Genomic DNA, 26,766 nt, shown 5'->3' on the forward strand with positions numbered 1-26,766 from the left:
GACAAATTATATCACGATTTTAGTGCGACAGGTAGATATCCAGCAGCGCTTTGCCTCCGGCATAATGGAGTGACGCCTGAGTCGCTGAATATCCGTCAATAATCGATTGCAAAACGGTGTCGCCGCTAGAGCCTTGATTCGCTGAAAGAGTAATGAAAAAACTCCCGCCAGATTCACTCGCCGTATACGGATCAAATCCGCCCGGCGGCAAAGGTATAAATCCGCTTTTACCGCCGTCAAGAAGGTAAACCGGGGTTGTTTGACACTCCAGCTGACGGATAGGTGTCGATGAAGCGGCAGCTCCGCCGACTTGTTTCGGAACGATTTCGGAGAGGGTTTTACATTCGAGTATCATTGAGGTAAGGAGAGTTATATGCGATTGCAATTGTGCTTTTTGCTGTGTCGAGGTGAGAGTGGAGACATTAAGGTAGTAAAAACTGATGGTCCCCATCACCCCGATCAGGGCAATGGCAAGGATTACTTCAAAGAAGGTAAATCCTCTGCGTACCACGGAATATCAGTTTACTTGTTTGAGAACAACGATAGTCAAAGTATTTGCCACAGTACCCGAGCAATATGCATTGCCCAATGCAGCATATTGGGCTGTATCGGTTCCAAAAGTGGTAGCGTCAGCTACATTGACCGACAATGAGGTATCAATCATGTTATTAAAGAGAGCACAATATTCTTCATTGTCCGCTTTACCGGCACCCGGATTGTCAATAGTATAGGTAAATGCGATATCTGTTGCTATTGTACCCGGTGCAACTGCTCCAGTATAGTCAGTCGCGGTATCTAGTGCCCATCCGGCTGCTCCGATTTCCGTAATCGGGGTAGGAACAGATGTCAAAATCATAGCATTATTCGCGGTCAAATCGGTGATTGCCGTCGGAGCCGTACCAAACTGTGCTACATAGATATCGTATGCACTCCCTAATTGTGTTGCCTGATCCATCAGTGCCGCAACCCGTGCTTTTTTCGCTGCAAGATTTGTATTATAAAAACTTTTATAATATTTAAATCCTACTACCGAAATAACTCCGAAGAGGATAACTGCGATCATCATCTCAACCAGTGAGATACCTTTTCTCATCCCTGAATAACTCTGTGTCATTATCAATCCTTTTCTATGACAAATTTATCAAACGGTATATCGACCACTATTTTGAAAAATTTAATCGATAAGGACGAATTGTAATTTTATATCCATATGGATGCGGGCCGCACCCTTTACCGATGCAACTGCTCTGCATCGTTACATTATCACTTTTGATCACGGCCAAAAGACGTTTTAACAAGATATAGGATGTGCTGTTTTCAATGACCCCATCGATTACCAGATACTCTTTTTCAACACGGCATGTCCCTTTGATCCCAAGTTCATCCAAAAACATCGAATAGCTCTCCTGCTTCGCTTTCAGCTCATTGGCGCTGATATACTCGACAAGAGGGATATTGACCGCATTTTTTAATGTTTGAAGAGCCTGCACTTCTTCATTAACGACTTTGTTATCATGGACAATATTGAGGAAAAAAAAGTATGTAGAGACGGCAATGGTGATCAACACCAAAATGAAAAGGGCAATAATGCTATATTTTTTCATAGCAGTATTGTACTATACCTTCTGAATCATTTTCCTTTTGAATCGTTGCATCCGGCGGAAGTTTGGATAAAAAAGTATCCAAATGTTCCGTTTTGATCTCCACACATATGTTTTTGTTCTGATATTGCACCTGACGCAGTTTAGCGCCGGTTTCCCGCGTCAAACCTTCAATTTGTTCCAAATCTTGAAGAATATCCACTTTTTTAGTCATCTCGGCGGTGGCATCGGTTTGGGTTTTGAGGAGAGAATGGTACTCTTTTACCACCTGCTCCTTATCCAAACGCAAGATCGGAATCTCTTTTAAATGATCATACCCGACATAAAAAATAAGCGTTGTCAAAAAGACGGTACAGAGAAGTAAAAACGTCCCCATCCATGTCTCTTTCCGCTGTTGGTCAAGATTCAAAGAGACCAGTTTCGCCCCTTTGCTATTGTCAGCAGAGAGAATACTGTAGCCATACTCTTTGGCATACTCTTCCGGTTTATCCAAGATGTAGTCAATGATATTCCCGGCTTCGCATACAACACCGACCAGTTTATATTCGAGTTCAAATACGACGACACTCCGTTCCTGAACCTTTGAAACCATCATCAAAATATTTTCATAATAGAGTTTTACTTTGGGCAAAAAAGCGATGTAGTTGATTCCGTTTGCATACTTGCGGAGTGAAACTTTAATCGCAGCGGAGTCCAAGTCCTGACGCCCTTGGGCATAGACCTGCTCGCGTATCCGATTGATGTCACCTGTGAGCGGTATTGATCCGGCTGTAAAAATAGCCATCATTATCTCATCGTATATTTAATGACTCTAGGGGTAACGATAATGACCATCTCACTTTTTGTCGTCCCCTCATAGCGTGTTCCGCCGACAATCCCGGCCGCATTCTCTCCCATACCGGGAATCCCTTTATACCCTTTATCGCTCGTATTGCGGAACAATCCCGAAATGACAATCGGTACTCCCGGCTGTACCCGCATGGTATTGTGTATCATTTTAGTCACGGTTTTAGGTTGGGAATATTTGGTTTTATCCACTTCAAAATTGCTATAACCGACAATATCGTTAATCTTTAATTCGATGTCCGTGATCACCGTTTCATCCAGTATATTGGAGTTGAGCGTGATCTCCATCCCGCTTAGCGCCATAGCACTTACCGTCGATGTCTGTACGGTGCCGTTGGAAACTGACGTCGTCTGAAGTTCTTTGATATAGGGTTCTTGCAACCCATCGGTCAATGTTACATTGGTCCCCGCCAGCCCCAGCAGTTTAGGACGCTGAATGCTTTCTACTTTTCCGAAATGCTCCAGCGCATTAATCAAGGCTTGCCCGTTATACGATCCGTTGTTGATCAGTGCACCGAAGGTCAGAGGAGTCTGTGCAGCCCCTACCGTTCCCGCAGCGGCAGCCGCAACGGATATGATCCCGAATTCATTGGTTAATGAGGGGATCACATTCCAATTGATTCCCAAACTGTAATCATCTTTCAGTTCAACGTTGTAGATGGAGATTTCATATTCGATCACATATAAATTCTGTCGCAAAATATCCAAATACTTCATGATATCGTTATACTCTTTTTCCCGTGCCGAAAAACTCAAAGAAGAGGTGACCGCGTCATAGGAGACATTGTTTCCCCCCATCGTCGCAATAGCATTTTGGAGTATGCTTCCGAGTTCCTTGATCGATGGGATCTTGACGGTTACGGTACGGACATTTCCCAGATAATAGGTTCCGTCCGAATAGCCGACACTAATCTTATTTCCGACACTTTTTTTGAGCAATCGTCCGAATCCGATGTTGGATGCCGCAACGTAAACTTTTGATTTTTTCAGGAGATAGCCGTTAGTCTCTTGGTCACTATTGTTATAATTGTTATTCTGATTATTTCCCTGATAAGCACTATTTCCAAATCGCTGGCTCTGATTGGTATCGTTTTGCTGACCGTTTGCTTCGGACTCTAATTGAAACACAATATTTTCATTGGTGGATTCGGCAAGCAGACTGATGACGTCTTGCAATTCAGCTCCGATAATTTTTACCCGCTTGATCTTTTCCCCATCCGGAATCTCAGCATTATCGATTTTAAAATTCTCTGCATTAATTTCGATCGTCTCCATCGCCGGGCGGCTGTCACGGCTGAAAGGGACGGTTTTTTCAGGGTTGAACTCCGGTTTTAAAAGCTCTTCTTTAGTGGCGACGGTACATCCTGAGATAAGGATGGAAGTGATCAGTATCATCCATAAACGCATCATTTTTTTCTGTCCGATTCGCCGCTGAAATAGGTTGTTTTAATCCGCTTCTCTTTATCTTCCATCACGACGGAATTACTGCTGATTTCACGTATGTAATAAAGGTCATTGCCTATGTAGACACGATTGTTCTCTCTCAGAACAATATTATGATCATGAACTTTCATCATTGCAAATTTCCCTTTTTCGGTTTCGATAAAGCCGAAATAGATCATCGGTGAAGAAGATAATGCCGGCAATTTAATCTCTTGCGGAGAATTTGAGTGCGTGTACATGGGAGGAGGAAGCAGTAAAGCGGTCGATCGTGATACCGGTTTTGGCGGTTCTGCATCCGTAAAAAAAGGGTTGTATGCTCCATATATCATTCCGGTAAACAGAAAAAAGAGGCAAAAAATCTTTTTCAATTGCATAACACCTAATTATTTTTTATCAATTAAAGCAAAAAGCATTCCATGACTGTATCACCGTGTATTCGCCCTTCAAAAGCACCGTCCCGGATTCCAAATTAATAATTTTACACTCCTGAATCACTATCGGTATTCATCCTCAACCGATTCGGCTGAATTGGCTATAATTCTGATAGTACAAATCGCAATTTAGCCTAAGACAGTAGGAGTTCGCTTTCGTAAACGCGAATATTTCAAACATCCTAAAAATCAATCAGGTCAAATTGGAAAGAAGTTTTTATGTTACTAGCAGAGCTTATCAATACCTTACAATTGGCTATCGGTCCGGTCATTCTTATTTCCGGGGTCGGGTTGATCATTCTAAGTCTAACCAATCGTTTCGGACGTATTGTCGATAGGACGCGTCAACTCTCCGTTGAGTATCGCAGCTCTTCGGGTGCAGATCTTGAACGGATTTTATCGGAACTTAAAATACTTACCGTAAGAGCAAAAGTCATCAAAGGAAGCAATTTTCTAGCCGTATTGAGCGTTTTACTGGTTTCGATTATTATCATTGGTCTGTTTTGGTCCGCTCTGTATAATTTTAATATTACCTATCTTCTCATAGTTTTGTTTATTTCCAGCATCATCAGCTTGATAGCATCACTTTTTTTATTTATCTATGATCTTGAACTCTCTCTTAGAGCCCTTTGGATCGAGCTTCCGGAAGCCATAGCATCATCGGATGTTTACTAAAAATGAATGTTATTTCAGCATTCATTTGACGTCCCTACCAAAAACTTATGTTGACTCAGCAGCCTACTTTAGCTCCCGCGCGACACGATATAAAGCTGAGTGATGCCAATAAAAGATATCCACGGTTGAGCAAACTTCTTAGCACTGCCTTTTAAGCATAAGTCATATACTATGTGTGAACGATTATAGAATTAACAAATCCAAATAAAGGGGATATTATGGCAAAAGGTCAAGATTCAAAAAAAGCAGTTAAAAAAGCACCAACGAAAACTTTAAAAGAAAAACGAAATGATAAAAATACGAAAAAAAGTTAAACATTAGACATAATTAAAAAACGATAATTAAACCTCTCGTTTTTTTTCATTACACCGAATTTGTTAGAATAATGTAATGATAACTAGCTTCGTTACTTGAAAATAAATACATCCCCTTAATATAGGTTTCCTTCCAAAAGCAGATCCATATCGTGTTTTGAAGTTTAAATGAGTTTGAAACAATTATAATGATTTCAGATATAATAGATATTATTTTCAATGGTATGGACACCTAATGCTTCACAAATCACCTCAAAGTTTAATAGATGCAATAAAAAACAATAATTTGATTCCTTTTATTGGTGCTGGAATATCTATGGGAATTAAAGATAAAGACCATAATCCAGTATTTAAAAGCTGGACAAACAGTCTTTTAGATGCAGTACAAATATTAAAAGATGACCATTCGCTATGCCAAGCTTAGTGAGGATAATAAGATCAAAGCCGTGGAGGGGTTGTATTAGAAACTAGAAAAAAGTTGCAATATACAAAATAACCTTATCCATATAAGGTTGAACTACTATTGCAAAAGACATCATACTAAAAAACCAAAAAATATTTCGTAACCAATTTCTCTTGTTTCTTTCGCTCATAAGAGTATCAATTTTTAAAATTGCATTATTGATTTCTTCATCATTTTTTTTTAGTTCTATACGAATTTTTTCTTTAAGTTGATTACAACGAGCATTAAAATCAGCATACCCATATTCTTTATTTGTGATACGAAAATTTTCGCGGAAATAATAAAGTAAAATAATAGTGAAAGCAAATAATTGCAGAAGGAACACATCTTTTGGTATTCCCCAACATCCAACAGTCGCAATGAATAACCAGAGTGATTTTTCATCTCTCTTATTCTGCATTTCGTTTACTTCTTTTTCTAGTACAGTAATATCATCTTTAATTGACATTTTCACCCTTTCTCAATAAAAAAACTACCTTGAAATGATCTTCAAAAAATAATTTTTTGATAATGCAACGATATGCGAAACTTGCCGAAACCAATAAGATTTTGGCGATAAATAAGATTTACTAGAAATATTTGAAGATGTTACAGGAAGCAGTACCGACTTTTGAATAGGATGAATAATATAAGGCTTAGACCTACTATAATACATCCCATTTTTCATATCAACTATCAAGCGAATCTTATTTCGTAGTTTATCAAAGTTTAGTCCCATATATGGTGCTCTATCAATTTGATGATATGATCTAAACACTCCCAAAACATAGTCAGGAATAGCCGATAGAATATTATCTTTTGTTACTTTCTCTAAAGATGGAAATTCTAAATCAGGATGGTTTTCTCTTATTCTTGTAATCATATTCTCCATTTTAATTCCCATTTTTACTTGGTTAACCTTATTGTTCTGTTCAAAATAAATTTGAAATTTACAATAATATTTCTCTTGTAATCGATCGTATAATATTTTTTCCACTATTGAGATATATGTTTCTGAATATGTTGTATTAAGGTCTTTATATGCAATATAGGCCCTATATTCTTTGTCCCTCATGGAATCAATAATTATTGATTTTATACCTTGTGTATCTTCTGCAAAATGAAATATTCTACTTTTCTCCTTTTTACCAGTAAACTGATCGTCAAGTAAGTGAGCTTTTAACTCAAGCAAGCTTTCTCTTATTGATTCTACATATTCATCTTCTATAAAAACACCGGCTAATGCCAAGCATTTATTACCATCTATAATGAGTTCCGTTTCATCGAAATAGCAGTGAATAATTTTCATTTTTTTAGCGTTTGATATGTTATTTTAAGTTCAATCCCCAATTCAGGTTCAACACTCATAATATAATCTAACCAGCCATTTATTCTCTTGTATCCTCTTTCAGCACTCTCATTTCTAGCTTCAAAGTGTGCTAAAAAACCATAAAGTTTAATGTAATGAAATTCTTGACGCAATTGTCTTTTCATTTTTTTTGGTATCCGTGGTCGTTTAGAATTTGAGATACTTAATCCTGTTACATATTGAGCTTGGCCATATTTTGAATATCTTGTTTTTCTACTCGATAAATGTAATCCTTCACTCTCAATGATTTCAGTAATTTTTTGCAAAAGATCCGTCTCTTTTAAATCTCGATCACTTGAAAATGTCATATCATCAGCATAGCGTGTATAGTCGCACCCATATTTATTAGCTAGAAGAAGTAACTTTTCATCAATTTCAAAAAAATATAAATTGGCTAACATTGGACTTGTATGAAGCCCTTCTTCAATTAGATCATTGATTGAACATATTTTGGTCATCAAAATTGCAATATCATCTGTGCAGCCCAATTTTTGGAAGACACCAACAATTCTATCGATTGGTATCGTTTTAAAAAAAGATTGTATATCTACCTGCAAAAGATATTTTTTATTGAGGTGTTCGACAGCATTAGAATAAGTTGTTTTGTTATTGACATATCCATGAGCACATTCATGTATAAATTGATTATGTCTATTCTGAACTAAATGATGCTTGATAGATGTCAAAATGTTTTTATGAAGATCCGCCAAGACATCATTAGCTTTATAAACCGTTCTATTACCTGTAGTTTTTGGATTTTTTTTGGGGATGTGTAGTGTTTCATATAAAATCGAATTATCTGGTGATTCAATTAATTTTTCAAGGTGGGTAATATTAATTCCAAAATTCAATGCAATAGAGTTAAGGGTTGTTAACGTCTTAAAATCTATCACTTTCATACAAGAAATTCCAATCTAATTAAGGGTTGTAAAATAGGCAGATTGTGATTGACGCTTTATCCAGTACGACTCGTACTAGCTAGGTATTTTACAACCTTGGCGTAAGTCTATCATATCTTTTCACGTAAAAACATCTTTTTTTCAAAAACCTCATTCAAAAACTCACCTTAATTCAGCAGCCTATAGGCAGTCATCCTCTTTTAAAAACAGCAATTCCGCTATAATTTCACAATTTATTTTTAGGGTGTCTCATTGCCGGTTTTTAAAGTCCATACTCCGTATCAAGCTGCCGGTGACCAGCCCGTAGCTATCGAAGCACTTAGCACAGGAATCAAGAACGGCGAGCGCTATGTTACCCTTGAAGGGGTGACCGGAAGCGGTAAAACCTTTACCATGGCAAAAGTGATCGAGAGCGTTCAGCTCCCCACGATTATTATGACCCATAACAAAACTCTTGCGGCACAGCTCTACAGCGAATTCCGCTCTTTCTTCCCTGAAAACCATGTCGAGTACTTCATCAGCTACTACGACTATTATCAGCCGGAAGCCTACATACCCCGCCAAGACCTCTTTATCGAAAAAGACAGCGCTATCAATGACGAGTTAGAGCGTCTGCGCCTTTCCGCCACCGCAAATCTTCTGAGTTATGACGATGTTATCGTCGTCGCCTCAGTTTCAGCCAACTACGGACTCGGGGATCCGGAAGAGTATGAGAAAATGGTGCAGGTCATCAGTATCGGGGATGAAATCAGCCAGAAAAAACTTCTCCTCCGCCTTGTCGAGATGGGGTATGCCCGCAACGACAGCTATTTCGACGGGGGCCACTTTCGGGTCAACGGCGAAGTCGTCGATATCTATCCGCCGTATTGGCAGGATCAGGCGGTACGTATCGAATTTTTCGGCGATGAAGTGGAACGGCTGACGTTTTTTGAGCCGCTGAGCAATACGATGACCGAAAAACTGGAGACGATCACGATCTATGCCACGAGCCAGTTTGCCGTCGGTCAAGAGAAACTCTCCCGCGCCATCAAACGGATCGAAGATGAGCTGGGAGAGCGGTTAGCCGAACTCGATAAACAGGGAAAAATCGTCGAAGCGCAGCGTCTCAAGCAGCGATGCGAATTCGACCTCGAAATGCTTCAGGCGACGGGGATGTGCAAAGGGATCGAGAACTACTCCCGCCATCTCACCGACAAACTCCCGGGAGAAGCTCCGTATACCCTCCTCGATTATTTTCTCCTCCATCACGATAAATTTCTTATCATCGTCGATGAATCCCATGTCAGTCTCCCCCAGTTTCGGGGAATGTATGCCGGAGATCGGAGCCGTAAAGAGGTTCTCGTCGATTACGGCTTCCGTCTTCCGAGTGCATTGGATAACCGTCCGTTGATGATCGATGAGTTTATGAATAAAGCCCCTCATTATATGTTCGTCTCGGCCACCCCTGCGGCGCAAGAACTCGGGGTCAGCGATACCATAGCCCATCAGATCATCCGACCGACCGGACTGCTCGATCCGATCATCACGATCAAACCTTCTGAAAATCAGGTTGAAGACCTGCATGACGAGATCAAAAAAACAGTTGCACTCGGTGACCGTGTCCTCGTCACGGTACTGACCAAAAAAATGGCCGAAGCTCTGACTAAATACCTCGCCGATTTGGGGATCAAAGTACAATACATGCATTCGGAGATCGATGCGATCGAACGCAACCAGATCATCCGCGGACTCCGTGTCGGGGATTTTGATGTCCTTATCGGTATCAACTTGTTACGAGAAGGGCTCGATCTTCCCGAAGTCAGCCTTGTCGCCATTTTGGATGCCGATAAAGAAGGTTTTTTGCGTTCCGAAACCGCTCTGATCCAGACCATCGGGCGTGCGGCACGAAATGAGCATGGAAACGTCATCTTATACGCTCAGAAGATCACGGGATCGATGGAACGGGCTATCGCTACCACGACCAAACGGCGTGCGATACAAGAAGCCTATAATACGGAACACGGAATCACCCCGACGACAACCAAACGCTCCCTTGATGAAAATCTCAAACTCGAAGATCCGGCGGAACTCTATAACCGCTCTAAAAAAGCAAAAACACTCCCTGCGGCGGAACGGAAGAAATTGATCGAGGAGTTGAACCTCAAAATGAGAGAAGCGGCTAAAAAACTGGAATTTGAAGAAGCGGCGCGTCTACGTGATGAAATCGCTAAAATAAGGAAACTATAAAATCATGGATGATATGTTAAACAATCTCTCGACGTATGGCTACATCGTCGTATTTCTCTACTCACTCGGCGGCGGTATGGTTGCTCTAATCGGCGCAGGCGTTCTCAGTTTTATGGGAAAAATGGATCTCTCGCTTTCTATTTTGATCGCATTCACCGCCAACTTTATCGGCGACTCGCTGATGTTCTACATGTCACGCTATCATAAAAAAGAGATGATGGAGTATTTCCGAAAACATCGGCGCAAACTTGCATTTTCCCATCTTCTCCTCAAACGACGCGGTTCATGGATCATTGTCGTCAAAAAATTTATCTACGGCCTTAAAACGCTCGTCCCCTTGGCAATCGGATTGACCAAATACGATTTTTGGAAATTCAGTGCCTACAATGCACTCGGAGCCATCATCTGGGCAGTTGTCGTCGGAGGGGGAAGTTTTCTCTTCGGTGGTGCGTTGATCGAAGGATACAAGAGCCTATCCGACAAACCTTATCTCGCCCCATTGATGCTGATTATCATCGGCGGCAGTATATGGATTTACCTCTCACAGGCAACAAAGAAAAAATAATAGATCAACGGATTTCTGCGATTGCTAAACGTGGAATGAAAGTGTAGGTTTTAGAAGCTAGAAGAGATGGATGGGGTAGAGGGATTCGAACCCCCGAATGACTGGACCAAAACCAGTTGCCTTACCGCTTGGCGATACCCCAAAATTCGAGGGGAATTCTACCAATTTTTTCTTAAAAAATTCTCAAAAAAGAAGTTTTTCTTCGGTTTTCGGCGCTTCATCCTGTGTAATATCCGGTGCTGCGGAGGTATCGGTAAACGATTCTGTAATGTTTCCGTCATTTGCTGATCCCACATAAACTCCCGCAGGAACATCAAACGTACGTTTTGTATTCGGATAAATTCTTAACAAATCTTCATAAAAATAGCGGAAAACCGGCCCTGCCGCTCGTCCGCCCGTTTCACTGCGTCGCATCGGTGTATTATTATCATGCCCAAACCAAACAACCGTCTCCACCGTCGGTGAATATCCGGCAAACCAGGCATCGACATTTTTATTGGTCGTTCCCGTTTTCCCTGCGATTTCAATCCCTCCGACACGGGCAGAGGTCCCTGTACCGTGGGTTACAACATCTTTAAGAATCGACGTCATCAAATAAATCTGCTGCGGAGTATCCACCTGACGGCTTTTGTTTTCATATTTGATCGTCTCCCCTTTGGGGGTTACTACCTGACGTATCAAAATCGGATTCGTCAATGCCCCGCCGCTGGCGAACATCGTATAATACTTCGCCAAATCAAGCGGTGAAAGGGAGATAGACCCCAGTGCGATCGACAGATCGGGAGGGAGGTTTTCGACAATCCCAAAACGTCTTAAACCGTCGGTGATTTTTCCGAATCCCATATCGCTGACCATATTGATCGTTGCCAAATTTCGAGAATGGGTCAGGGCATCACGGATCGTAACCATCCCTTTGTACTCATTTTTATAGTTTTTAGGCTGCCATGTTTTCTCTTCACCGTCATCACCGGCATACGTGTAGGTTCGCGCTATGTCGGGTACAAGAGATGCCGGAGACATACCGCTGTCCAATGCTACCTGATAAACAAACGGTTTAAATGCCGAACCCGGCTGCCGTTTTGCCTGTGTGACACGGTTATAGGGGCTGAGAGCATAATCATATCCCCCTACCATCGCCAATATCTCTCCGGTATACGGATCAAGGCTGATGAGCGCACCGTTGAGCTGATGCTGCTGATTCTCATCCAAATCCCCTGCTTCCTGCGCCCGTTTTATGATCTCATTGCGGCCGGATTGGAGTGCTTTGTATCCGGCTTCCTGAAGCTGTAAATCGATCGTTGTATAGACCTTGTATCCGCCGCTTCGAATATCGGGAAACGCATCGCCGAGCTGGCGCATGACTTCATCGATAATATAGGGACCCGAGTTTTTGCTCAACGTATCGTTATAGACTTTCGGCCGTTCCTGAGTCGCTTTTTCATAGGTAGCCTGATCGATCCATCCGAGGTCATACATACGCCCGATGACACGGTTGGCACGCCCTAGAGAAAGTTCATAGTTTCTCGTCGGAGAATAAAAATTCGGAGCTTTCGGTAATCCGACCAAGATCGCCATCTCTTTGAGGCTCAACTGCTTTAGCGGTTTGCGAAAATAACCGTCCGCCGCCGTTTTAATCCCGTAATAACCGTGCCCCAAATAGATTTCATTGAAATAGCGCTCTAAAATCTGTTCTTTACTCAACTCCTGCTCAATACGGATCGAATAAAGGACCTCTTTGAATTTACGGGAGAACTTTTTCTCGCGGGTCAAAAGAGTATTTTTGACCAGTTGCTGGGTGATCGTACTCGCCCCCTCTTTGAGTTTTCCGGCACTGACGTCTTTGATGATCGCACGCATAACCGCATCCGGATTGACTCCGTTGTGTTCAAAAAACGTCGTATCTTCAATCGCCAAAAGTGCTTCGATGAGTCGGGGAGGGATATTTTCATACGAAACATAATAGCGGTGTTCATCACTGAAAAGATTCGCTATTTTGTTCCCGTTTCGATCATACACTTCCGTTGTCAATCGAGGTTGATAGTTGATGAGACGTTTGGTTTCGTATTCAAAAGAGTAAATAATATACCCTAAAAAAACGATCGGGATCATGATCATGATCCCCACCCCTATCAGCAAATATTTTTTCATTTTTTTCCTTAGCGGTATTTCTTCGTAAGAATTGATCAATTTCTAAATCCTCTGGTTTTAAATTCGGCGTCAATTAACGCTTGCGTGTATTTCTCTTTGGGGTTTCGGATAACCGTTCCGATCTCCCCCTGCTCGATCACACGCCCCTCATAAATCACACAAATTTCTTCGCACAAAGCCGATGCCACCCCCATGTCGTGAGTAACAAACAGCATCTTAAAGCCCATCTTTTCCTGCAATGTTTTTAACAGCGTAATCATAGCTTCTTTTGACGAGGGATCGAGTGCGGTTGTCGGTTCATCCAATAAAAGAAGCTTCGGATCAGACCCCAAAGCGATGGCAACTACCACTCTCTGCAGCTGTCCGCCTGAGAGTTCCGGAGGAAAACGCTCCAACAGCGATTCATCCAATCCCAATAAAGCAAAAAGCTCTTTGCTCCGCTCGCTCGTGAGAAACATTTGGTCTTTGATCCGGGTGAGCGGAGAGAGTGCCGTAAACGGGTTTTGGGGAACCAGCGCCACCGATTTGCCTAACTGCCACTCGAAATCCGACCGTTTTTCCAAAAAGAGATTCAATCCCGGATCCAACAATCCCAAAAGAGCTTTCAGAGTTAGCGATTTACCGCTTCCGCTTTGGCCGACAAGTGCTAATGAACGTCGAATTTCAAAAGATAAATCGACCAATACCAAAGCATTATGGGTAATTTTCAGCTGATCGATCGCAATGATATTCATACTGTTATTTTATCGTAATCCGTGTTAATCGCTCACATACCTGGCGTAAACGAATTTCATCCATATCCAGTCTGGCGATGAGACGGATGATCGCCTTTTTAACCGTCGGCTGGCGGATTGCACCTACCTGTATCCCCATCTCGTTTTTGATCCATTCCTGCAGTCGGATCACTTCGTGATTGTCCCCGATGACAATCGGAACGATCAGTCCTGCACACTCTATTTTGAGTATATCGTACACGATTGCCTGACGGGACGCAATCTGTTCTCGGAGCATTGATGCGTTGTGTTGAATATACTCTAGCGATCGGTGTGCCAATGCCGTGTCATACAGCGATGGAGCCGTCGCATAGATGACATTCTTCGCCCGGTTGATGAGATACTCGCTGATATGCTTTGAGGAGAGGACATAAGCACCGAAACTCCCATACGCTTTTCCCAACGTCCCCATTTTGATCATCCGTGGGGTCGGGGGGATTTGGTAATAGTCGAGTATTCCCATCAGATGTTCACCGATAACTCCGCTGCTGTGGGCTTCATCTAAAATCAAGATCGCATCGTATTGTATAGAGAGCTCGATGATTTCGCGCGCCAAACGATCGCCGCCCATCGAATAAATCCCCTCAACCGCCACAATGATCCGCTTACCCCGGGCTTTATCAAGGGCCTCTTTAAGGGCGGCAGGGTCGTTGTGGGCGAAAAAGAGCACCTCCCCCTCACACATCCGCGCCCCCGCAACGCCGCTGGCATGATATTCCTCATCCATCAGCAATACGTCACCTTTGCGTACAAGTGCTTCGATAAGGCCGATATTGGCGTTAAATCCGCTCCCCATCACAATCCCGGCTTCAAAGCCGTTGGCTGCACATAAAGCAGCCTCAAATTCGGCATGGACAGGGTGATAGCCGTTGACCAGCATCGAAGCTTTGGGTGCATGTTCTTGGTATCGAGAAAGGGTTTCGCAGGCTTTACGATGAAGCTCTTTTTTATGTGCTAATCCCAAATAGTCGTTGGATGCGGCATCCAATAGCGATTCGTCACGAAGCTTGCGCTCGCGGTAGCGTCCGGAACGTTTGAGTGCTTTTAGTTCGCTCTCGTAAGGGGTATTCATGATAGAAACGGCTTTAATACTTCGACGCTTAGCCCCATCGCCGTACTCTCATATCCCCGTACTTCACGGATATAGGATTTACAAAATCCCTCCACCATACAGGCCCCCGCTTTCCCTTGCCAGTCCCCGCTTTTTAGATACTGCTCGATCGCATCGGGTTCAAATGGATTAAAAAAATAGTGGGTAGAGGAGATATCGATCAATTCGAGTCTCGGGGTTTTATAGATCATGCAGGTAATAATGGCGACATCCGAGCCGCTTTGCATCTGCAAAATTTTACGGGCATCCTCTTCATTTTTTGCCTTGCGCAAAATCTTTCCGTGAGCCGTAACGACCGTATCGGCAACAAGGAGAGGATAATCACTGCATCCGAACTTCTCCAGATTGACTTTGTATTTTCCGAGAGTTGCCTGATAGACAAAATTTTTAGGGGAAGTTGCGACGATAGAGTCTTCGTCAAAATCGAGTGATTCCTGGATAAAAGGGATACCCGCGGCCTTTAAAAGTTCGGCGCGGGTGATGGAAGAGGACGCAAGGCGCAGCATTTAAGCGTAGGCGCCCCGCAAAAATACACCGATATAGATTGCGATAATTCCCAAACCGATATTGACCGGAACCATGTATTTCGCGATAACGCCGAGAAGATCTTTTGCCGCTGTAATGTCACCCTCTTTCAGCGCTTTCTCCGCTTTTCGTCGACGGTACATCATCGCACCAAGGTTCAGAGACATCACGAGCCAAATCGCCTCTTTGATATGGACAGTATTGTAAATGCTCATCGCGTATTCATCGATCACATTCCCCATTGGATCCATCGCCGCGGCGCGAAACCCGAGACCGACCGCCATAATGACCGCCGTGATTATGAGAACGATCACAAACGGCAATACGATCGTGAAAAGCCGTTTAAGGGTATGCGCCGCACGCTCAAGGCGAAGTTTTGGGTCACTGATCTGTGCGAGAGACTGATGCGTTGCAAAACGGATTGCAATCATCCCCCCTACCCAGATTACGGCACTGATAACATGTAAAAAAACGATAAGGGTACGATGGTGGGCGAACGTCTCGATCAAAAAATCTTTCATTATATATTCCTTTTATACACAAAGGGAACAAAGTCCCCTTTTGTTACGTTAACACTGGGTTTACCTCGGCGCTAAGCCCATCTTTCTTACGAAAGTTCTTTGGTTACATACGCGAGTGCCGCTTCTTTTGCTTCAGCGATCTTCGTAATATCTTTTCCGCCGGCTTGAGCGAAGTCAGGCCGTCCGCCGCCGCCGCCGCCGAGTATCGGTGCAATCGTTTTGATCCAATCGCCCGCTTTGACGGACGCATTTTTGACTCCGGCGGCCAACATCACTTTATCCTCTTTGATTTGGAATAAGATCACGGCAACCGAATCGTGTGTATTTTTAAGCTCATCGATACGTTCTTTGATATCGCCCGTACCCAGTTCGGCTACGACGACAGCCGTATTGCCCATCATCGTGACTGCGAGTTCTTCTTTCGCGCTTGATGCCAATGCGCTCATTTCCGTCTTAAGGGTTTTGACCTGCTCTTTGAGCCGTTCGATTCCGGCAAGAACATCGCGGTTTTTCACCGATGCTTCGACCTCTTCGAGCAAATGCCGGTTCGCTTTAAAGAGATTATAGGCCGCATTTCCGCACACCGCTTCGATACGGCGCACTCCGGCACTGACGCCGCTCTCTTTCGTGATGACAAACGTTCCGATACTTGCCGTGTTATCGACATGGATTCCTCCGCAGAACTCGACCGAAGCCGTTCCGAAATTGACGACACGGACCGTATCCCCGTATTTTTCACCGAACTGCGCTTTGGCACCGCTTTTTTTCGCCTCATCAATACTCATCTCGCGAGTCATCCCCTCAAGCGCATGGAAAATATGATAATTGACCCGCTCTTCGACGAGGGCAATCTCTTCATGGCTCATTGCTTTAGGGTGTGAGAAGTCAAATCGGAGACGGTTATGTTCGACCAATGAACCCGCCTGAGAAATATGCTCGCCCAATAACTCATATAATGCGGCATGAAGCAAATGGGTCGCGGAGTGGTGTTTCGCGATTTCATTGCGTGAAGGATCCACGATCGCTTCTACCATATCCCCGACACTGAGTGTCGCTTTCGTCTCGATATGAGAAAGATTCAGCCCGTGAAATTTTTTCGTCTCATTAACGATTGCACTCTCGCCCAGTAAACCGCTGTCGCCGCATTGTCCGCCGCTCTCGGCATAAAATGGGGTCTCTTCGAGCAATACCCACCCTTTTTGGTGTGCATGAAGCTGCTCTACACGTTCAAAACTCTCAGAAAGAAGAGCCTGAATTTTCACCGGAGCTTTGGTATAGGAATAGCCGATAAACGTATTGACACCGAAGGTTTCCAAAAGGGTCTTGAAATCCCCCTCTACGTGAGCATCGCCGGAACCTTTCCATGCTGCCTTGGCCCGTTTGCGCTGTTCCGACATAAGTGTTTCAAACGTCTCAACATCAAGGGAGAGATTTTTCTCTTTCAACATGTCTTCCGTCAAATCGAGCGGGAATCCGAACGTATCGTAGAGTTTAAAGGCTACTTCACCGCTGAAGGTACCTTTCGTATTTTTGAGCTCTTCGTTAAACAGCTCGATCCCCGACTGAATAGTTTTGAAGAAACGCTCTTCTTCGAGCATGATCTGCTCTTTTAAAACCGCCAGCTTTTCGACGATGTACGGGTATTGTTTCCCCATGAGTTCGGCGACGGTATCGGCGACTTCAAACATAAACGGTTTGGTAAATCCGAGAAGATAACCGTGACGTACCGCACGGCGAAGGATACGACGGAGTACGTAACCGCGCCCTTCGTTCGAGAAGTTTGTCCCTTGTGCGAGAAGGAAGGTAACGGTACGGATATGATCGGCGATTACACGGTACGATGCACCGCTTGCATAGCTGTAAGGCTTGCCGATCAGCGCTTCCACTTTGCGAATGATCGGCATAAACAACGTCGAATCGTAGTTGCTTAATGCCCCTTCGAGGACGGCTGTCGCCCGCTCCAATCCCATCCCCGTATCGATTGAGGGTTTCGGAAGCGGTTTAAGCTCCCCTTTTGCGTTACGCTCATACTGCATGAAGACGAGATTCCAGATTTCCAAGAAACGATCCCCATCGCCTCCCATGTAATCTTCCGGTCCGTTAAAATGTTCCGCACCCTGATCGACGAAGATTTCCGAACACGGTCCGCACGGTCCGGTATCTCCCATCTGCCAGAAGTTATCTTTGTCTCCCAGACGCATGATGCGATCTGCAGAAATATGTTTTTTCCAAATCTCTTCAGCCTCGTCATCGCTCTCATGAACCGTGACCCAGAGTTTCTCTTTCGGCAATTTCATCACTTCGGTGACAAACTCCCATGCATGGGCAATTGCCTCTTCTTTGAAATAATCGCCGAAACTAAAGTTCCCCAGCATCTCAAAAAACGTATGGTGACGCGCCGTATGACCGACGTTTTCGAGGTCATTATGTTTACCGCCGGCACGGATACACGTCTGCGCACTGGTTGCACGAGGATTGGCAGGGATTGGGATATCGCCCGTAAAAATCGACTTAAACGGAACCATCCCCGCATTCGTAAACAGGAGTGTTGCATCATCGGGTACGAGGGGGGAACTCGGAACCCTTGCGTGTTGTTTTGATTCAAAAAAGGCTAAAAAAGCTTCGCGGACATCCATCATCGTCATACTCACATTCTGGGTAAAATTGCGCGATTATAGCGAAGATGGAGTTAAAGGGGAATTAGAGTTTATTTAATTAGACACCATTGAGTTTCACAAGGAATACGGTCATCATCTCCATCCATCTCAGTATCAGGGCAATTATTCAAGAAAAAAGTAGCTTCTTCACATGAATGCATTTGTGAACAATGTGTACGGCCATCGCATCTAAAATGACTCGTAACTGTAGGTAGATCAGATTTATTTACAGCAACGGTATCTATCTTTTTTACTGGTGTAGCTTGCACTGATTCAACCGGTTTGTTCTCTATCAACTCCGTCGATATAGCTTTTTCTGAATAAACTTTTTCTGGGTTGCCGTCAAAATAATATGCTTTAATGACAATACTGATAAAAATAAGCAAGATTGCAATTAAAAATAAACGCACTTAACTTCCTTCAACAGAGGATTACTATTCGAGAGCTTTGATACTGAACTTACGAAAACGCCCGATTAAGGGCGCTAAACATCGCTTTGATCGAAGCGACGGTGATATCGTTATCGCATCCGACACCGAAAAATTTCTCCAAACTGTCTGTTTGGATCTCAATGTAGGCTACCGCCTCGGCACTGGAAAGTTCTCCACGCGAATGTTCACTGTAGGAGAGGACTTTAAAGGTATGCGAATACTCCTGCATCAGGGCATTTTTACACGCATCGATCGGACCGTTCCCCTGCCCTTGGCTTCGGATCGTCTTACCGTTATGGGTGTATTCGAGGACACATTTGACCAGTTTGTCTTTTGCACTCTCCGAAATAACCGAATAATCAACAAACTCAATGTCATGCGGTTCGCCGAAATAGGTCTTCTCAAAAATCGCTAAAATCTCTTCGGCACTTAACTCGCGTCCTGCTTCATCGGTCACCTGCTGAACGATACGCCCGATCTCCGGATGCATTTTTTTCGGAAGCGAGTACTCGAATTTATCTTCGAGGACGTACGCAACGCCCCCTTTACCCGATTGGGAATTGATCCTGATAATCCCCTCGTAATTGCGCCCGACGTCCTGAGGATCGATCGGCAAATACGGCACTTCCCAAAACGCATCCTCTTTCGAGCGCTGATAGGCAAGCCCTTTGTTGATCGCATCTTGGTGCGATCCCGAGAACGCCGTATAGACGAGTTCTCCGACATACGGGTGACGCTCATGCGTCTTCATATCGGTACACTCTTCGACGACACGGACGACCGTTTCCAAATCGCTGAAATCCAGCTCCGGATCGACCCCTTGGGTGTACATGTTAAGTGCCAACGTGATGATATCGACGTTTCCGGTACGCTCGCCGTTGCTGAGCAATGTCCCCTCGACGCGGTCCGCACCCGCCAACAATGCCAACTCCGTTGCGGCAACGGAAGTTCCGCGGTCATTGTGGGTGTGCGTCGAGATCAATACGTGCTCGCGATTCGTCAAATGACGACTCATCCACTCGATCTGGTCCGCATAGACGTTCGGTGTCGCCATCTCGACTGTTGCCGGAAGGTTGATCACCACCTTACGCTCCGCACTGATCCCCCATCGATCGGTCACCGCATTACAGATACGGGCGGCAAATTCCAGTTCCGTCCCCGTAAAACTCTCCGGAGAATATTCGAGCATGATCTCACCCTCATGTTTCTTGGCGCGTTCTTTAACCATGTCGACACCTTCGAGTGCCAATGCAATAATCTCGTCCTGCTCTTTTCCGAAAACGATCTTGCGCTGGGCTACCGACGTCGAATTGTACAAATGGACGATCGCTTTTTTGACCCCGGCCAACGCTTCGAACGTTTTGTCGATCAAATGTTCCCGCGCCTGAACGAGGACTTGAACCGTCACGTCATCGGGAATCAGTTTTTGATCGACAAGGGTACGTAAAAAGTCAAATTCGACTTTGGAGGCGGAAGGAAATCCCACCTCGATATTTTTAAATCCGAGTTTCAGCAAGAGAGAGAAGAGATTAAGTTTTTGATCCAAATTCATCGGGGTGATCAACGCCTGGTTGCCGTCGCGAAGATCGACACTGCACCAGATAGGAGCGTGCGTAATGGTTTTGGAAGGCCAAACTCGGTTTGGCAAATCAACTTGGGGATAAGGGCGGTATTTGCCCGCAGATGTGTGTTTCATAATGAAACTCCTTTAAAAATTCTCTCCTCACTGCCCTTGCTGATGGCAATAAGTGGCGCAATTATAGCAAAAAGGGCTTTTACTGATATTATTGTAAGAATGCAATATAATAGTTGAAAAGAATCGGAAAGTGTAAAAGTAGCGGATTACAGATGGAATAAAAGGATAAACAAATGAAAAGCAGAGTAGCAGTTTTTATTTTTTTTATAGCATTTTTAATGGATAGTTTCGCCATAAATTGCAATGATATCAATGAATTGGCAAGTTATGGCATTATCGGAGAGAATGGCTTTGATTATGGAAATAACTCGCAGATCAATAATCAAACTATCTCCGGTTCGGGAAATACTCCGACCCCGACAGGAAGTGTCACAACCGTTAATCCGAGTTTTCCCCCTTTATCCCCTGCTACTTTTCCTTCTTTCTCAAGCTCAACCAACAAAAAAAATGTCTCTACCATCAGTGCCGGAACATATAACAAAATAGAAATTGCCTCCAATAATCTCACAACGGTATTCACCGCTGGAACCTATTACATCAAGGAATTAATTCTTAGTAAAAGCAATACGACAGCTCAGCTTGCTCCCGGGGACTATTTTATTGAAAAAATTTCAATGACCAGTAACTCTTTTATTACAATCAACCCTGCCGGACCGGTACGAATTTTCATAAAGGACAGTATACAAGCGGGTAATGAAATCGGCATTAATGCCAATGGAGCTGTCGAAAATTTAATCATTTATCTCTACAGCGATGCTTCCATTGATATCGGCAATGGAGATCAAGGACATACTAACCTCAATTTCAATGGGATCATTTACTCACCGTACGACAACACCTCGATCGAATTCGGCAATAACAACGACATCCGAGGAGCAATTCTCTCAGCCGGAGAAATCGATGTCGGAAACAACACCTATTTTGATTACAGTGCTGCGGTAGAAAGTGCTGTAATCGGCGCATTTGGGTGTACCGTAACATCAATGGTTCCCATTGCCGAATATCGTTTTGATACTCTTACACCCATCGATTCAAGCGGAAACAATCTCAACGGAACTATCAATGGGGGGGTTACAACCAACACCCCTGGTCAAGTGTGCTCCGCATACCGTTTTAACGGAACCAACGCCTTTGTTTCGGTACCCGATAATAATCTTCTCGATAAATCAAAAGTTTCTGTGAGCGCATGGGTTCGACACACCTCTAACACCTTCAAAAATTGGGAAGCGATTTTAGCGAAAGGAGACAGTGCCTATCGCCTCCATCTCAACGGTGGATGCAGTATCAATACACCTCGTACCAACAATGGGTTTAGTTATGGAATTAACTCTGGATGTTCAACGGCAGACATTGATTCCAATATTGTTCCAACCACCAATCAATGGTATCATGTTGTCGGTACGTATAATGGAAGTACTATAAAAATTTATGTTGACAATATCCTAAAAGCCTCTGCGTCGTATAATGGTTTAATCACAAGCAATAATTTCCCCCTTTATATTGGTGCCAATTCACAACAGGCAGGACGAAATTGGACAGGTGATATCGATGAAGTAAAAATTTTTAACGGCGCACTCACCTCTCAACAAATCGATACGATTTACACCAATGAAAAAAATGGTTTACGCTGGGATGGAACTCCGGGATGTCAAATTGTTACCCCTAATCCGATTTTCACCTTCGATGCCTGGGACTCTTTCCGCTCCATCAGTGACCGAAACATCTCTACGAAAATCGTCGGAAAAGATTTTACCCTCACCGTCGCATCCCTCAACGAAGCCAATACCGCGTTGCAGGATTTTAACGGAACCGTATGTGCACAACTGATCGATACGGCCGGAAATGCTCTCACCGGATGGAATAAAATTCTTTTTAGCTCCAATCAAAGTGCATCTACTACCTTTACGTTAAACCGTGCCATCGGCGGCAGTGACAGTGCGGGAGTACGACTTTTATGGGAAAAAGATGCCCCGGCCGCAGCCGCATGTGACGCCCTGACCGACACCAATACGACCATAGCAAGCGACCGTTTTGCCGTCCGTCCAGCCTCATTTGCCCTTAGTGTTCCGAACGCCGTTGCCGGAGTTGATTTCAATATGAGCTTTAGCGCCCCCAACTTCTCCGGTACGCCATCAGACGCTTATAATGAAAGTGTTCCCGGTAGTTTCGATGTCTCGATCGCCGAACATAATCCGAGCTGTGCCATGGGAGTCTTTAACCCTGTTCCCAGTTCATTTTCTTTTCTTAACGGTTCTAAAATTTTCACGACCCGATACAGTGAGGTCGGAGTCCTCGACATTAATATCACCGATCTGACAAAAGCGTGTAATGTACGCTATGCCAAGGTGGACTGCGATGATGCCGATGTCAGCGGAAGCTATAACTCTGCTTCGGATCTCCCGATCGGTCTTACCCCAGCCCAGATCACGATCAAACCGCATCATTTCGATGTGAGCGGAATGTTGACCGACTTTGACGGAGGAACCTTTACCTATCTCTCTGATGATTTGGCTATGTCATCGGCCCTGGATCTCAACATCACCGCAAAAAATGGTGAAGGAGCGATAACGGCTAACTATAACGGGTTGTGCTATGCGAAAAATACGACACTTACCCTTCCTCATTCCGTTGTCCCTGCTCCGCTTACTAAAATCCTCTATTCCGAAACACTCAGTGCGATCCAGAGCAATACCTTGAAAGCCAATCCGTTAATTCTCACATTCAATGCAGACTTATTTAACAGCGGTTCGGTACAGCCGAATATCGATCTCAATTTCGACCGTTCATTCAGCTTACCGCAGAACCCGTTTGATTTCAATATTACCTCAGCGACAGCTCTGGATACGGATGGGGTGACCGGAGCGGGAGTACCTGCAGGAACGGCGAAATTTGTTTATGGGCGTGCGCGCGCGTATGATGTCACAACCAACGAAACGTCTGCCCCCAATCCGATCGAGTTTGAAGTCTACAGCACAACGTCTTCAGGGTATGTGAGCGGAATGCCGCAAAACGTCCTCAAATGGTATCGCAACCTCAATCATGATACAGCAGCGGCAGGAAATGTTGTCCGTGGAGGGTTTAGTGCCGGAGGCAACGATATCGACACTTCCATTGTACCTGCGGATGGGCTCCAAATCGTAACGGTCACATCCGTACATGACCAAACGATCCATTTGGATATCAGCCCGTGGTTATGGTATTCTCTCAATCCGCTAAAAACTTACAATTATGGAACGGACTGCACTCAGCACCCTTGTTTCAATTATGACTATACCGATGCGGGCATCGGAGTCAAAGGGGTCAACAGCGGCAGTTTTCAAGGAAGTGACTTTCAAATGACACCCGCTAAAAATATCACCAACAAAGGGGTAAAACTCTTTCGATGAGAAAAGCTTTAACTCTGATTGAACTTATTTTATCGATGGTGATCATCGGAATCGTCTTTACCGTTATCCCCCGTCTGGTGATGTCGATGAACCAAAGCACCCAGGTGACGATCAAAGAAGAGGCGATGTATAACGCCATGGCACAGATGGGGATGATCCTCAATCTGCCGTGGGACAACAACAACACCCAAAATCCTCAAATCCTGAGCGTCAATGCGGGAAATGCCGCCTATGATTGCAACCTCACCACCGGATACCGTATCGGCGGGTTTGTGGGGGGGCGAAACTGCATCGCACCTCCGGGGATCAGCTATAACGCCGGACCTATTCAGAAAGAAGATGCCGAGAGCAACGATATCGATGATTTTCACGATACCAATATCACTGCCGATAAAAACTGTTCTGCAACCCTTAAAAAAGGACTTTACACCATCGGTACTACCGTAATCTATGTCGATGATCCCGCCTCTGTCGGAACGGCTGCTTTATCCACCGTTGCCAAAGCACCAGGACAATACTCCAATACCAAATACATACTCGTCCGTGTTGGATACGGAAGCGACAGCCAACACAAAGGGTGCATCACGGCATTGCAGTACCACTCTTTCAACATCGGCAATATCCAAATCAACTCCCGGAACTGGAACTGACGATGCGCCGTGGTTATACGCTTATCGAAATCATCATCACCGTTGCCATTACGGGGATACTCTCCGTCGGGATGTTTAAAGCGTTTGAAGCGATCACCCTTCGAAGCGAAAAAGCCAAAATCCTCACCACCCTCTCGATCGATTCCCAAACAGCGCTCGATCAAATCAGTATTCTGCTGTACAACCGTGCCCCGATGTCCGTTAACGGATATACTCTCGGAGATCCAACCCGTACCCCGATTGCCGCCGCAACCGACAAAAAAATCATCGAATGGCTCGGGCTTGCCAGTGAAAGCTACCTCGCCGGTGATTACAGCGGTTTTGTCGATATGAACCGCTCAACCTATGCAACGGCAACTCTGTATACTCCCGACACTACCAAAACCGCTATCGAAAACACACAAATCGCAAAATGGGGAAGCTTTAACTGGGCTAATAATAATCTTGCTCTCGTTTTCTCGGGGACATTTGATGAGGGGAATTCAGCAATACATTCCATATCTATGACCACAGACAATGCCATAATTTTTAGTGGCATTGCCCCGACGACCATCTATGAAAAATACAATCTTGTCGATTCTGCCTATGCCGTCGCCCGGGGTGAAGATATCGATCAGACCGCGGCATGCATCACAGCCCTGGGGATCAGTCCCAATACACTCAACAATACTTTGTTTCTCTTTTATGACTATCGTCCGTGGAAAGGGGAAACTTTTTGTGCCGATATTCCCAACGGAACCGGGCAGGTCAGTATCCTCGCCACCAATGTCAATGCCTTCCGTGCGCAGATGATTAACAGTACCATCCGCCTCTCGATCGATACGAACCGTACCGTGCGCGGAGGCAATCCGGTACGGCTATCCAAACAAAAGGTGGTCTTTTAATGCGTCATGCGTTCGGTCTTCCGCAGGTACTTCTCATCATCCTCTTTATCGGAGGGATCGTCACCGTCACCATGCGCTATGCCTCACTCGGAGCTCAACATTATGCTGACAGCTATACCCGGGAGCAGGCAGAACTCTTTTTGCAAAGCGCAACCGAAGCGACACTGCTAAGAATCAGCGGTCAAAATCGCGCCGTTGATGGGTGTTTGAATAATCTTACCCTAACCTCACCTGATGGAAAATTTAATGCTGCAGTGACGATCGAACGGTACTATTTGTCCGATGGAACGACCTGCGGAGGAACCCTAAGCCAAGCCGTTCAGACCGAAGAGTCCAACGGAATGGTGAGTATGCGCATCGTAGTTACGTCTGATAATACCAATGCCAAAATCCTCCATCCGATCCGGTTGGAACGAAGGAGCCTGCAGCGCCCATGAAAAACGGTTTTTCCCTGATCGAACTGATCTTTGTCATTGTCCTCATCGGCGTTCTGAGCGGTATCGGTTTTTACATGAGCCGTCCTGATTATGCCCGCCAGGATGCCCAATACACCCTTCTCAAACTCAAAGAAGCACGCTATCGTGCATTGGGATATGATGCGCTGGATGCTGCAGGGTGCGTCACCCTCACTCCGGCAGCACTTTCGAATAACCACGCCCCAAAACATGAGATCAAATCAACAATCACCCTTACCCCGAATATCTCAACCGTCTGTTTTGACGGATTAGGACGGCCTCATAACGGGAATTCAGTTACCTTAAATACTTTATTAGTAACAGATCTAAATATAAATTTCAAATATAGTGATAAAAATAGCACAATTCGCCTCTTTAGGGGAACAGGATATGCTATAATCCCCTGCAATAACTAATTAAATTTTTTAATTTTACCGATATAAAGCATTCACAAAAACGTGGTAAGCAGGGAAATGGAACACCAAAAAACACTTTTCATCGAGCATGACCGGATCCGCACATACCACAATGGTGTCTTTAGCGAATCTTCATCGCGTGAATTAAAAGAGCTCCATTCGGGTGCGATCATTCCCCTCTCATTACTCAACACCCACACCCTCAAACTTTCCGACCGCCTCAGCAACGATGAGCTTCGTATCCAAGTCGAGATTCGGATGTTCGAAGAGGGGAACCTCAACAGTGACGAAGAGTATACGAT

27 protein-coding genes and 1 tRNA gene are annotated in these 26,766 nt (G+C 44.5%); 10 read left to right on the forward strand and 18 right to left on the reverse strand.

From position 1 onward, the window contains the following. Positions 1-19: 19 nt before the first annotated feature. The 6 genes from WAO38_RS00275 to WAO38_RS00300 are packed head-to-tail and all read right to left on the reverse strand — an operon-like array spanning position 20 to position 4,258. Entirely contained in the window at positions 20-511 is a 492-nt protein-coding gene (locus WAO38_RS00275; RefSeq protein ID WP_422233207.1) for a pilus assembly FimT family protein, read from the reverse strand. Between the two features lie 6 nt (positions 512-517). Continuing rightward, positions 518-1,114: a type IV pilin protein gene (locus tag WAO38_RS00280; RefSeq protein ID WP_422233209.1), complete on the reverse strand. Its 597-nt coding sequence runs from the start codon at positions 1,112-1,114 to the stop codon at positions 518-520. Positions 1,115-1,160: 46 nt separating this feature from the next. After that, positions 1,161-1,604 (reverse strand): hypothetical protein, encoded by a 444-nt coding sequence (locus WAO38_RS00285; RefSeq protein WP_422233210.1) that lies wholly within the window; start codon positions 1,602-1,604, stop codon positions 1,161-1,163. Next, positions 1,591-2,388 (reverse strand): hypothetical protein, encoded by a 798-nt coding sequence (locus WAO38_RS00290; protein ID WP_422233211.1) that lies wholly within the window; start codon positions 2,386-2,388, stop codon positions 1,591-1,593. The genes WAO38_RS00285 and WAO38_RS00290 overlap by 14 nt, the downstream gene beginning before the upstream one ends. Next, positions 2,388-3,857: a type II secretion system protein GspD gene (locus tag WAO38_RS00295; protein WP_422233212.1), complete on the reverse strand. Its 1,470-nt coding sequence runs from the start codon at positions 3,855-3,857 to the stop codon at positions 2,388-2,390. The genes WAO38_RS00290 and WAO38_RS00295 overlap by 1 nt, the downstream gene beginning before the upstream one ends. Continuing rightward, on the reverse strand, positions 3,854-4,258 hold the full coding sequence (locus tag WAO38_RS00300) for a hypothetical protein (protein ID WP_422233214.1): 405 nt from the start codon (positions 4,256-4,258) through the stop codon (positions 3,854-3,856). The genes WAO38_RS00295 and WAO38_RS00300 overlap by 4 nt, the downstream gene beginning before the upstream one ends. 282 nt (positions 4,259-4,540) lie before the next feature. Between WAO38_RS00300 and WAO38_RS00305 the strand changes: the two genes are divergently transcribed. Both WAO38_RS00305 and WAO38_RS00310 read left to right on the forward strand, forming a co-directional pair. Next, positions 4,541-4,996 carry a DUF2721 domain-containing protein gene (locus tag WAO38_RS00305; protein WP_422233216.1) on the forward strand — a complete coding sequence of 152 codons (456 nt, stop codon included), beginning with the start codon at positions 4,541-4,543 and terminating at the stop codon, positions 4,994-4,996. A gap of 549 nt (positions 4,997-5,545) precedes the next feature. Beyond that, the gene (locus WAO38_RS00310; protein WP_422233218.1) at positions 5,546-5,734 is read left to right on the forward strand and encodes a hypothetical protein; all 189 of its coding nucleotides are present in this window, start codon (positions 5,546-5,548) and stop codon (positions 5,732-5,734) included. A 43-nt stretch (positions 5,735-5,777) separates the two neighbouring features. Here the strand turns inward: WAO38_RS00310 and WAO38_RS00315 are convergent, their stop codons facing one another. From WAO38_RS00315 to WAO38_RS00325, 3 genes are read right to left on the reverse strand one after another with little or no spacing between them, the layout of a single operon-like run. Further along, positions 5,778-6,221 carry a hypothetical protein gene (locus WAO38_RS00315; RefSeq protein WP_422233220.1) on the reverse strand — a complete coding sequence of 148 codons (444 nt, stop codon included), beginning with the start codon at positions 6,219-6,221 and terminating at the stop codon, positions 5,778-5,780. 24 nt (positions 6,222-6,245) lie between these two features. Continuing rightward, the gene (locus WAO38_RS00320; RefSeq protein ID WP_422233222.1) at positions 6,246-7,061 is read right to left on the reverse strand and encodes a hypothetical protein; all 816 of its coding nucleotides are present in this window, start codon (positions 7,059-7,061) and stop codon (positions 6,246-6,248) included. After that, a complete protein-coding gene (locus WAO38_RS00325; protein WP_422233224.1) occupies positions 7,058-8,020 on the reverse strand; it encodes a reverse transcriptase family protein in 963 nt (320 codons plus the stop codon). Before WAO38_RS00325 ends, WAO38_RS00320 begins: the two co-directional genes overlap by 4 nt. Positions 8,021-8,272: 252 nt before the next feature. Between WAO38_RS00325 and uvrB the strand changes: the two genes are divergently transcribed. Both uvrB and WAO38_RS00335 read left to right on the forward strand, forming a co-directional pair. Then, positions 8,273-10,246, forward strand: coding sequence for an excinuclease ABC subunit UvrB (gene uvrB, locus WAO38_RS00330; RefSeq protein WP_422233226.1), 1,974 nt, complete (start codon positions 8,273-8,275; stop codon positions 10,244-10,246). A 4-nt stretch (positions 10,247-10,250) separates the two neighbouring features. Beyond that, positions 10,251-10,811 carry a DedA family protein gene (locus tag WAO38_RS00335; protein WP_422233227.1) on the forward strand — a complete coding sequence of 187 codons (561 nt, stop codon included), beginning with the start codon at positions 10,251-10,253 and terminating at the stop codon, positions 10,809-10,811. A gap of 67 nt (positions 10,812-10,878) precedes the next feature. Here the strand turns inward: WAO38_RS00335 and WAO38_RS00340 are convergent. From WAO38_RS00340 to leuA, 9 genes are all read right to left on the reverse strand, one after another. Continuing rightward, positions 10,879-10,953: transfer RNA gene (locus tag WAO38_RS00340), tRNA-Gln, on the reverse strand. A 41-nt stretch (positions 10,954-10,994) separates the two neighbouring features. Next, positions 10,995-12,959, reverse strand: coding sequence for a penicillin-binding protein 1A (locus tag WAO38_RS00345; protein WP_422233229.1), 1,965 nt, complete (start codon positions 12,957-12,959; stop codon positions 10,995-10,997). Positions 12,960-12,994: 35 nt separating this feature from the next. Further along, the gene (locus WAO38_RS00350; RefSeq protein WP_422233232.1) at positions 12,995-13,693 is read right to left on the reverse strand and encodes an ATP-binding cassette domain-containing protein; all 699 of its coding nucleotides are present in this window, start codon (positions 13,691-13,693) and stop codon (positions 12,995-12,997) included. A gap of 4 nt (positions 13,694-13,697) precedes the next feature. Further along, a complete protein-coding gene (locus tag WAO38_RS00355; RefSeq protein ID WP_422233233.1) occupies positions 13,698-14,804 on the reverse strand; it encodes an aminotransferase class I/II-fold pyridoxal phosphate-dependent enzyme in 1,107 nt (368 codons plus the stop codon). Beyond that, the gene (gene maf, locus WAO38_RS00360) at positions 14,801-15,349 is read right to left on the reverse strand and encodes a septum formation inhibitor Maf (protein ID WP_422233235.1); all 549 of its coding nucleotides are present in this window, start codon (positions 15,347-15,349) and stop codon (positions 14,801-14,803) included. The genes WAO38_RS00355 and maf overlap by 4 nt, the downstream gene beginning before the upstream one ends. Beyond that, positions 15,350-15,889, reverse strand: a complete 540-nt coding sequence (locus WAO38_RS00365) for a hypothetical protein (RefSeq protein ID WP_422233237.1) — start codon at positions 15,887-15,889, stop codon at positions 15,350-15,352. It lies immediately after the preceding gene. Between the two features lie 86 nt (positions 15,890-15,975). Next, positions 15,976-18,525: an alanine--tRNA ligase gene (gene alaS, locus WAO38_RS00370; protein ID WP_422233257.1), complete on the reverse strand. Its 2,550-nt coding sequence runs from the start codon at positions 18,523-18,525 to the stop codon at positions 15,976-15,978. Between the two features lie 71 nt (positions 18,526-18,596). Beyond that, complete coding sequence (locus WAO38_RS00375; protein ID WP_422233239.1) at positions 18,597-18,956, reverse strand: excalibur calcium-binding domain-containing protein; 360 nt, start codon at positions 18,954-18,956, stop codon at positions 18,597-18,599. Positions 18,957-19,005: 49 nt separating this feature from the next. Then, positions 19,006-20,673 carry a 2-isopropylmalate synthase gene (gene leuA / locus WAO38_RS00380; RefSeq protein WP_422233241.1) on the reverse strand — a complete coding sequence of 556 codons (1,668 nt, stop codon included), beginning with the start codon at positions 20,671-20,673 and terminating at the stop codon, positions 19,006-19,008. Positions 20,674-20,846: 173 nt separating this feature from the next. On the opposite strand from leuA, the gene WAO38_RS00385 reads away from it, so the two are divergent. The 6 genes from WAO38_RS00385 to WAO38_RS00410 all read left to right on the forward strand — a co-directional run. Beyond that, entirely contained in the window at positions 20,847-24,059 is a 3,213-nt protein-coding gene (locus WAO38_RS00385; protein ID WP_422233243.1) for a LamG-like jellyroll fold domain-containing protein, read from the forward strand. Continuing rightward, the gene (locus tag WAO38_RS00390) at positions 24,056-24,709 is read left to right on the forward strand and encodes a type II secretion system protein (protein WP_422233245.1); all 654 of its coding nucleotides are present in this window, start codon (positions 24,056-24,058) and stop codon (positions 24,707-24,709) included. Before WAO38_RS00385 ends, WAO38_RS00390 begins: the two co-directional genes overlap by 4 nt. A 2-nt stretch (positions 24,710-24,711) precedes the next feature. After that, positions 24,712-25,593: a type II secretion system protein gene (locus WAO38_RS00395; RefSeq protein WP_422233247.1), complete on the forward strand. Its 882-nt coding sequence runs from the start codon at positions 24,712-24,714 to the stop codon at positions 25,591-25,593. Further along, positions 25,593-26,030, forward strand: coding sequence for a hypothetical protein (locus tag WAO38_RS00400; protein WP_422233249.1), 438 nt, complete (start codon positions 25,593-25,595; stop codon positions 26,028-26,030). Before WAO38_RS00395 ends, WAO38_RS00400 begins: the two co-directional genes overlap by 1 nt. Next, positions 26,027-26,464 (forward strand): type II secretion system protein, encoded by a 438-nt coding sequence (locus tag WAO38_RS00405; protein WP_422233251.1) that lies wholly within the window; start codon positions 26,027-26,029, stop codon positions 26,462-26,464. Before WAO38_RS00400 ends, WAO38_RS00405 begins: the two co-directional genes overlap by 4 nt. A gap of 57 nt (positions 26,465-26,521) precedes the next feature. Continuing rightward, on the forward strand, positions 26,522-26,766 hold a 245-nt coding region (locus WAO38_RS00410; RefSeq protein WP_422233253.1), incomplete at its 3' end, for a hypothetical protein.

It is taken from the genome of Sulfuricurvum sp. (assembly GCF_049277495.1).
GTDB lineage: Bacteria > Campylobacterota > Campylobacteria > Campylobacterales > Sulfurimonadaceae > Sulfuricurvum.

Bases quoted from the DNA above. Each gene is read 5' to 3' on its own strand.
- WAO38_RS00290 (WP_422233211.1), bottom strand. From the start codon at position 2,388: ATGATGGCTATTTTTACAGCCGGATCAATACCGCTCACAGGTGACATC.
- WAO38_RS00285 (WP_422233210.1), bottom strand. From the start codon at position 1,604: ATGAAAAAATATAGCATTATTGCCCTTTTCATTTTGGTGTTGATCACC.
- WAO38_RS00315 (WP_422233220.1), bottom strand. From the start codon at position 6,221: ATGTCAATTAAAGATGATATTACTGTACTAGAAAAAGAAGTAAACGAA.
- WAO38_RS00395 (WP_422233247.1), top strand. From the start codon at position 24,712: ATGCGCCGTGGTTATACGCTTATCGAAATCATCATCACCGTTGCCATT.
- WAO38_RS00305 (WP_422233216.1), top strand. From the start codon at position 4,541: ATGTTACTAGCAGAGCTTATCAATACCTTACAATTGGCTATCGGTCCG.
- WAO38_RS00335 (WP_422233227.1), top strand. From the start codon at position 10,251: ATGGATGATATGTTAAACAATCTCTCGACGTATGGCTACATCGTCGTA.
- WAO38_RS00385 (WP_422233243.1), top strand. From the start codon at position 20,847: ATGAAAAGCAGAGTAGCAGTTTTTATTTTTTTTATAGCATTTTTAATG.
- leuA (WP_422233241.1), bottom strand. From the start codon at position 20,673: ATGAAACACACATCTGCGGGCAAATACCGCCCTTATCCCCAAGTTGAT.
- WAO38_RS00310 (WP_422233218.1), top strand. From the start codon at position 5,546: ATGCTTCACAAATCACCTCAAAGTTTAATAGATGCAATAAAAAACAAT.
- WAO38_RS00345 (WP_422233229.1), bottom strand. From the start codon at position 12,959: ATGAAAAAATATTTGCTGATAGGGGTGGGGATCATGATCATGATCCCG.
- WAO38_RS00400 (WP_422233249.1), top strand. From the start codon at position 25,593: ATGCGTCATGCGTTCGGTCTTCCGCAGGTACTTCTCATCATCCTCTTT.
- WAO38_RS00355 (WP_422233233.1), bottom strand. From the start codon at position 14,804: ATGAATACCCCTTACGAGAGCGAACTAAAAGCACTCAAACGTTCCGGA.
- WAO38_RS00365 (WP_422233237.1), bottom strand. From the start codon at position 15,889: ATGAAAGATTTTTTGATCGAGACGTTCGCCCACCATCGTACCCTTATC.
- WAO38_RS00295 (WP_422233212.1), bottom strand. From the start codon at position 3,857: ATGATGCGTTTATGGATGATACTGATCACTTCCATCCTTATCTCAGGA.
- WAO38_RS00405 (WP_422233251.1), top strand. From the start codon at position 26,027: ATGAAAAACGGTTTTTCCCTGATCGAACTGATCTTTGTCATTGTCCTC.
- maf (WP_422233235.1), bottom strand. From the start codon at position 15,349: ATGCTGCGCCTTGCGTCCTCTTCCATCACCCGCGCCGAACTTTTAAAG.
- alaS (WP_422233257.1), bottom strand. From the start codon at position 18,525: ATGGATGTCCGCGAAGCTTTTTTAGCCTTTTTTGAATCAAAACAACAC.
- WAO38_RS00280 (WP_422233209.1), bottom strand. From the start codon at position 1,114: ATGACACAGAGTTATTCAGGGATGAGAAAAGGTATCTCACTGGTTGAG.
- WAO38_RS00390 (WP_422233245.1), top strand. From the start codon at position 24,056: ATGAGAAAAGCTTTAACTCTGATTGAACTTATTTTATCGATGGTGATC.
- WAO38_RS00350 (WP_422233232.1), bottom strand. From the start codon at position 13,693: ATGAATATCATTGCGATCGATCAGCTGAAAATTACCCATAATGCTTTG.
- WAO38_RS00320 (WP_422233222.1), bottom strand. From the start codon at position 7,061: ATGAAAATTATTCACTGCTATTTCGATGAAACGGAACTCATTATAGAT.
- WAO38_RS00325 (WP_422233224.1), bottom strand. From the start codon at position 8,020: ATGAAAGTGATAGATTTTAAGACGTTAACAACCCTTAACTCTATTGCA.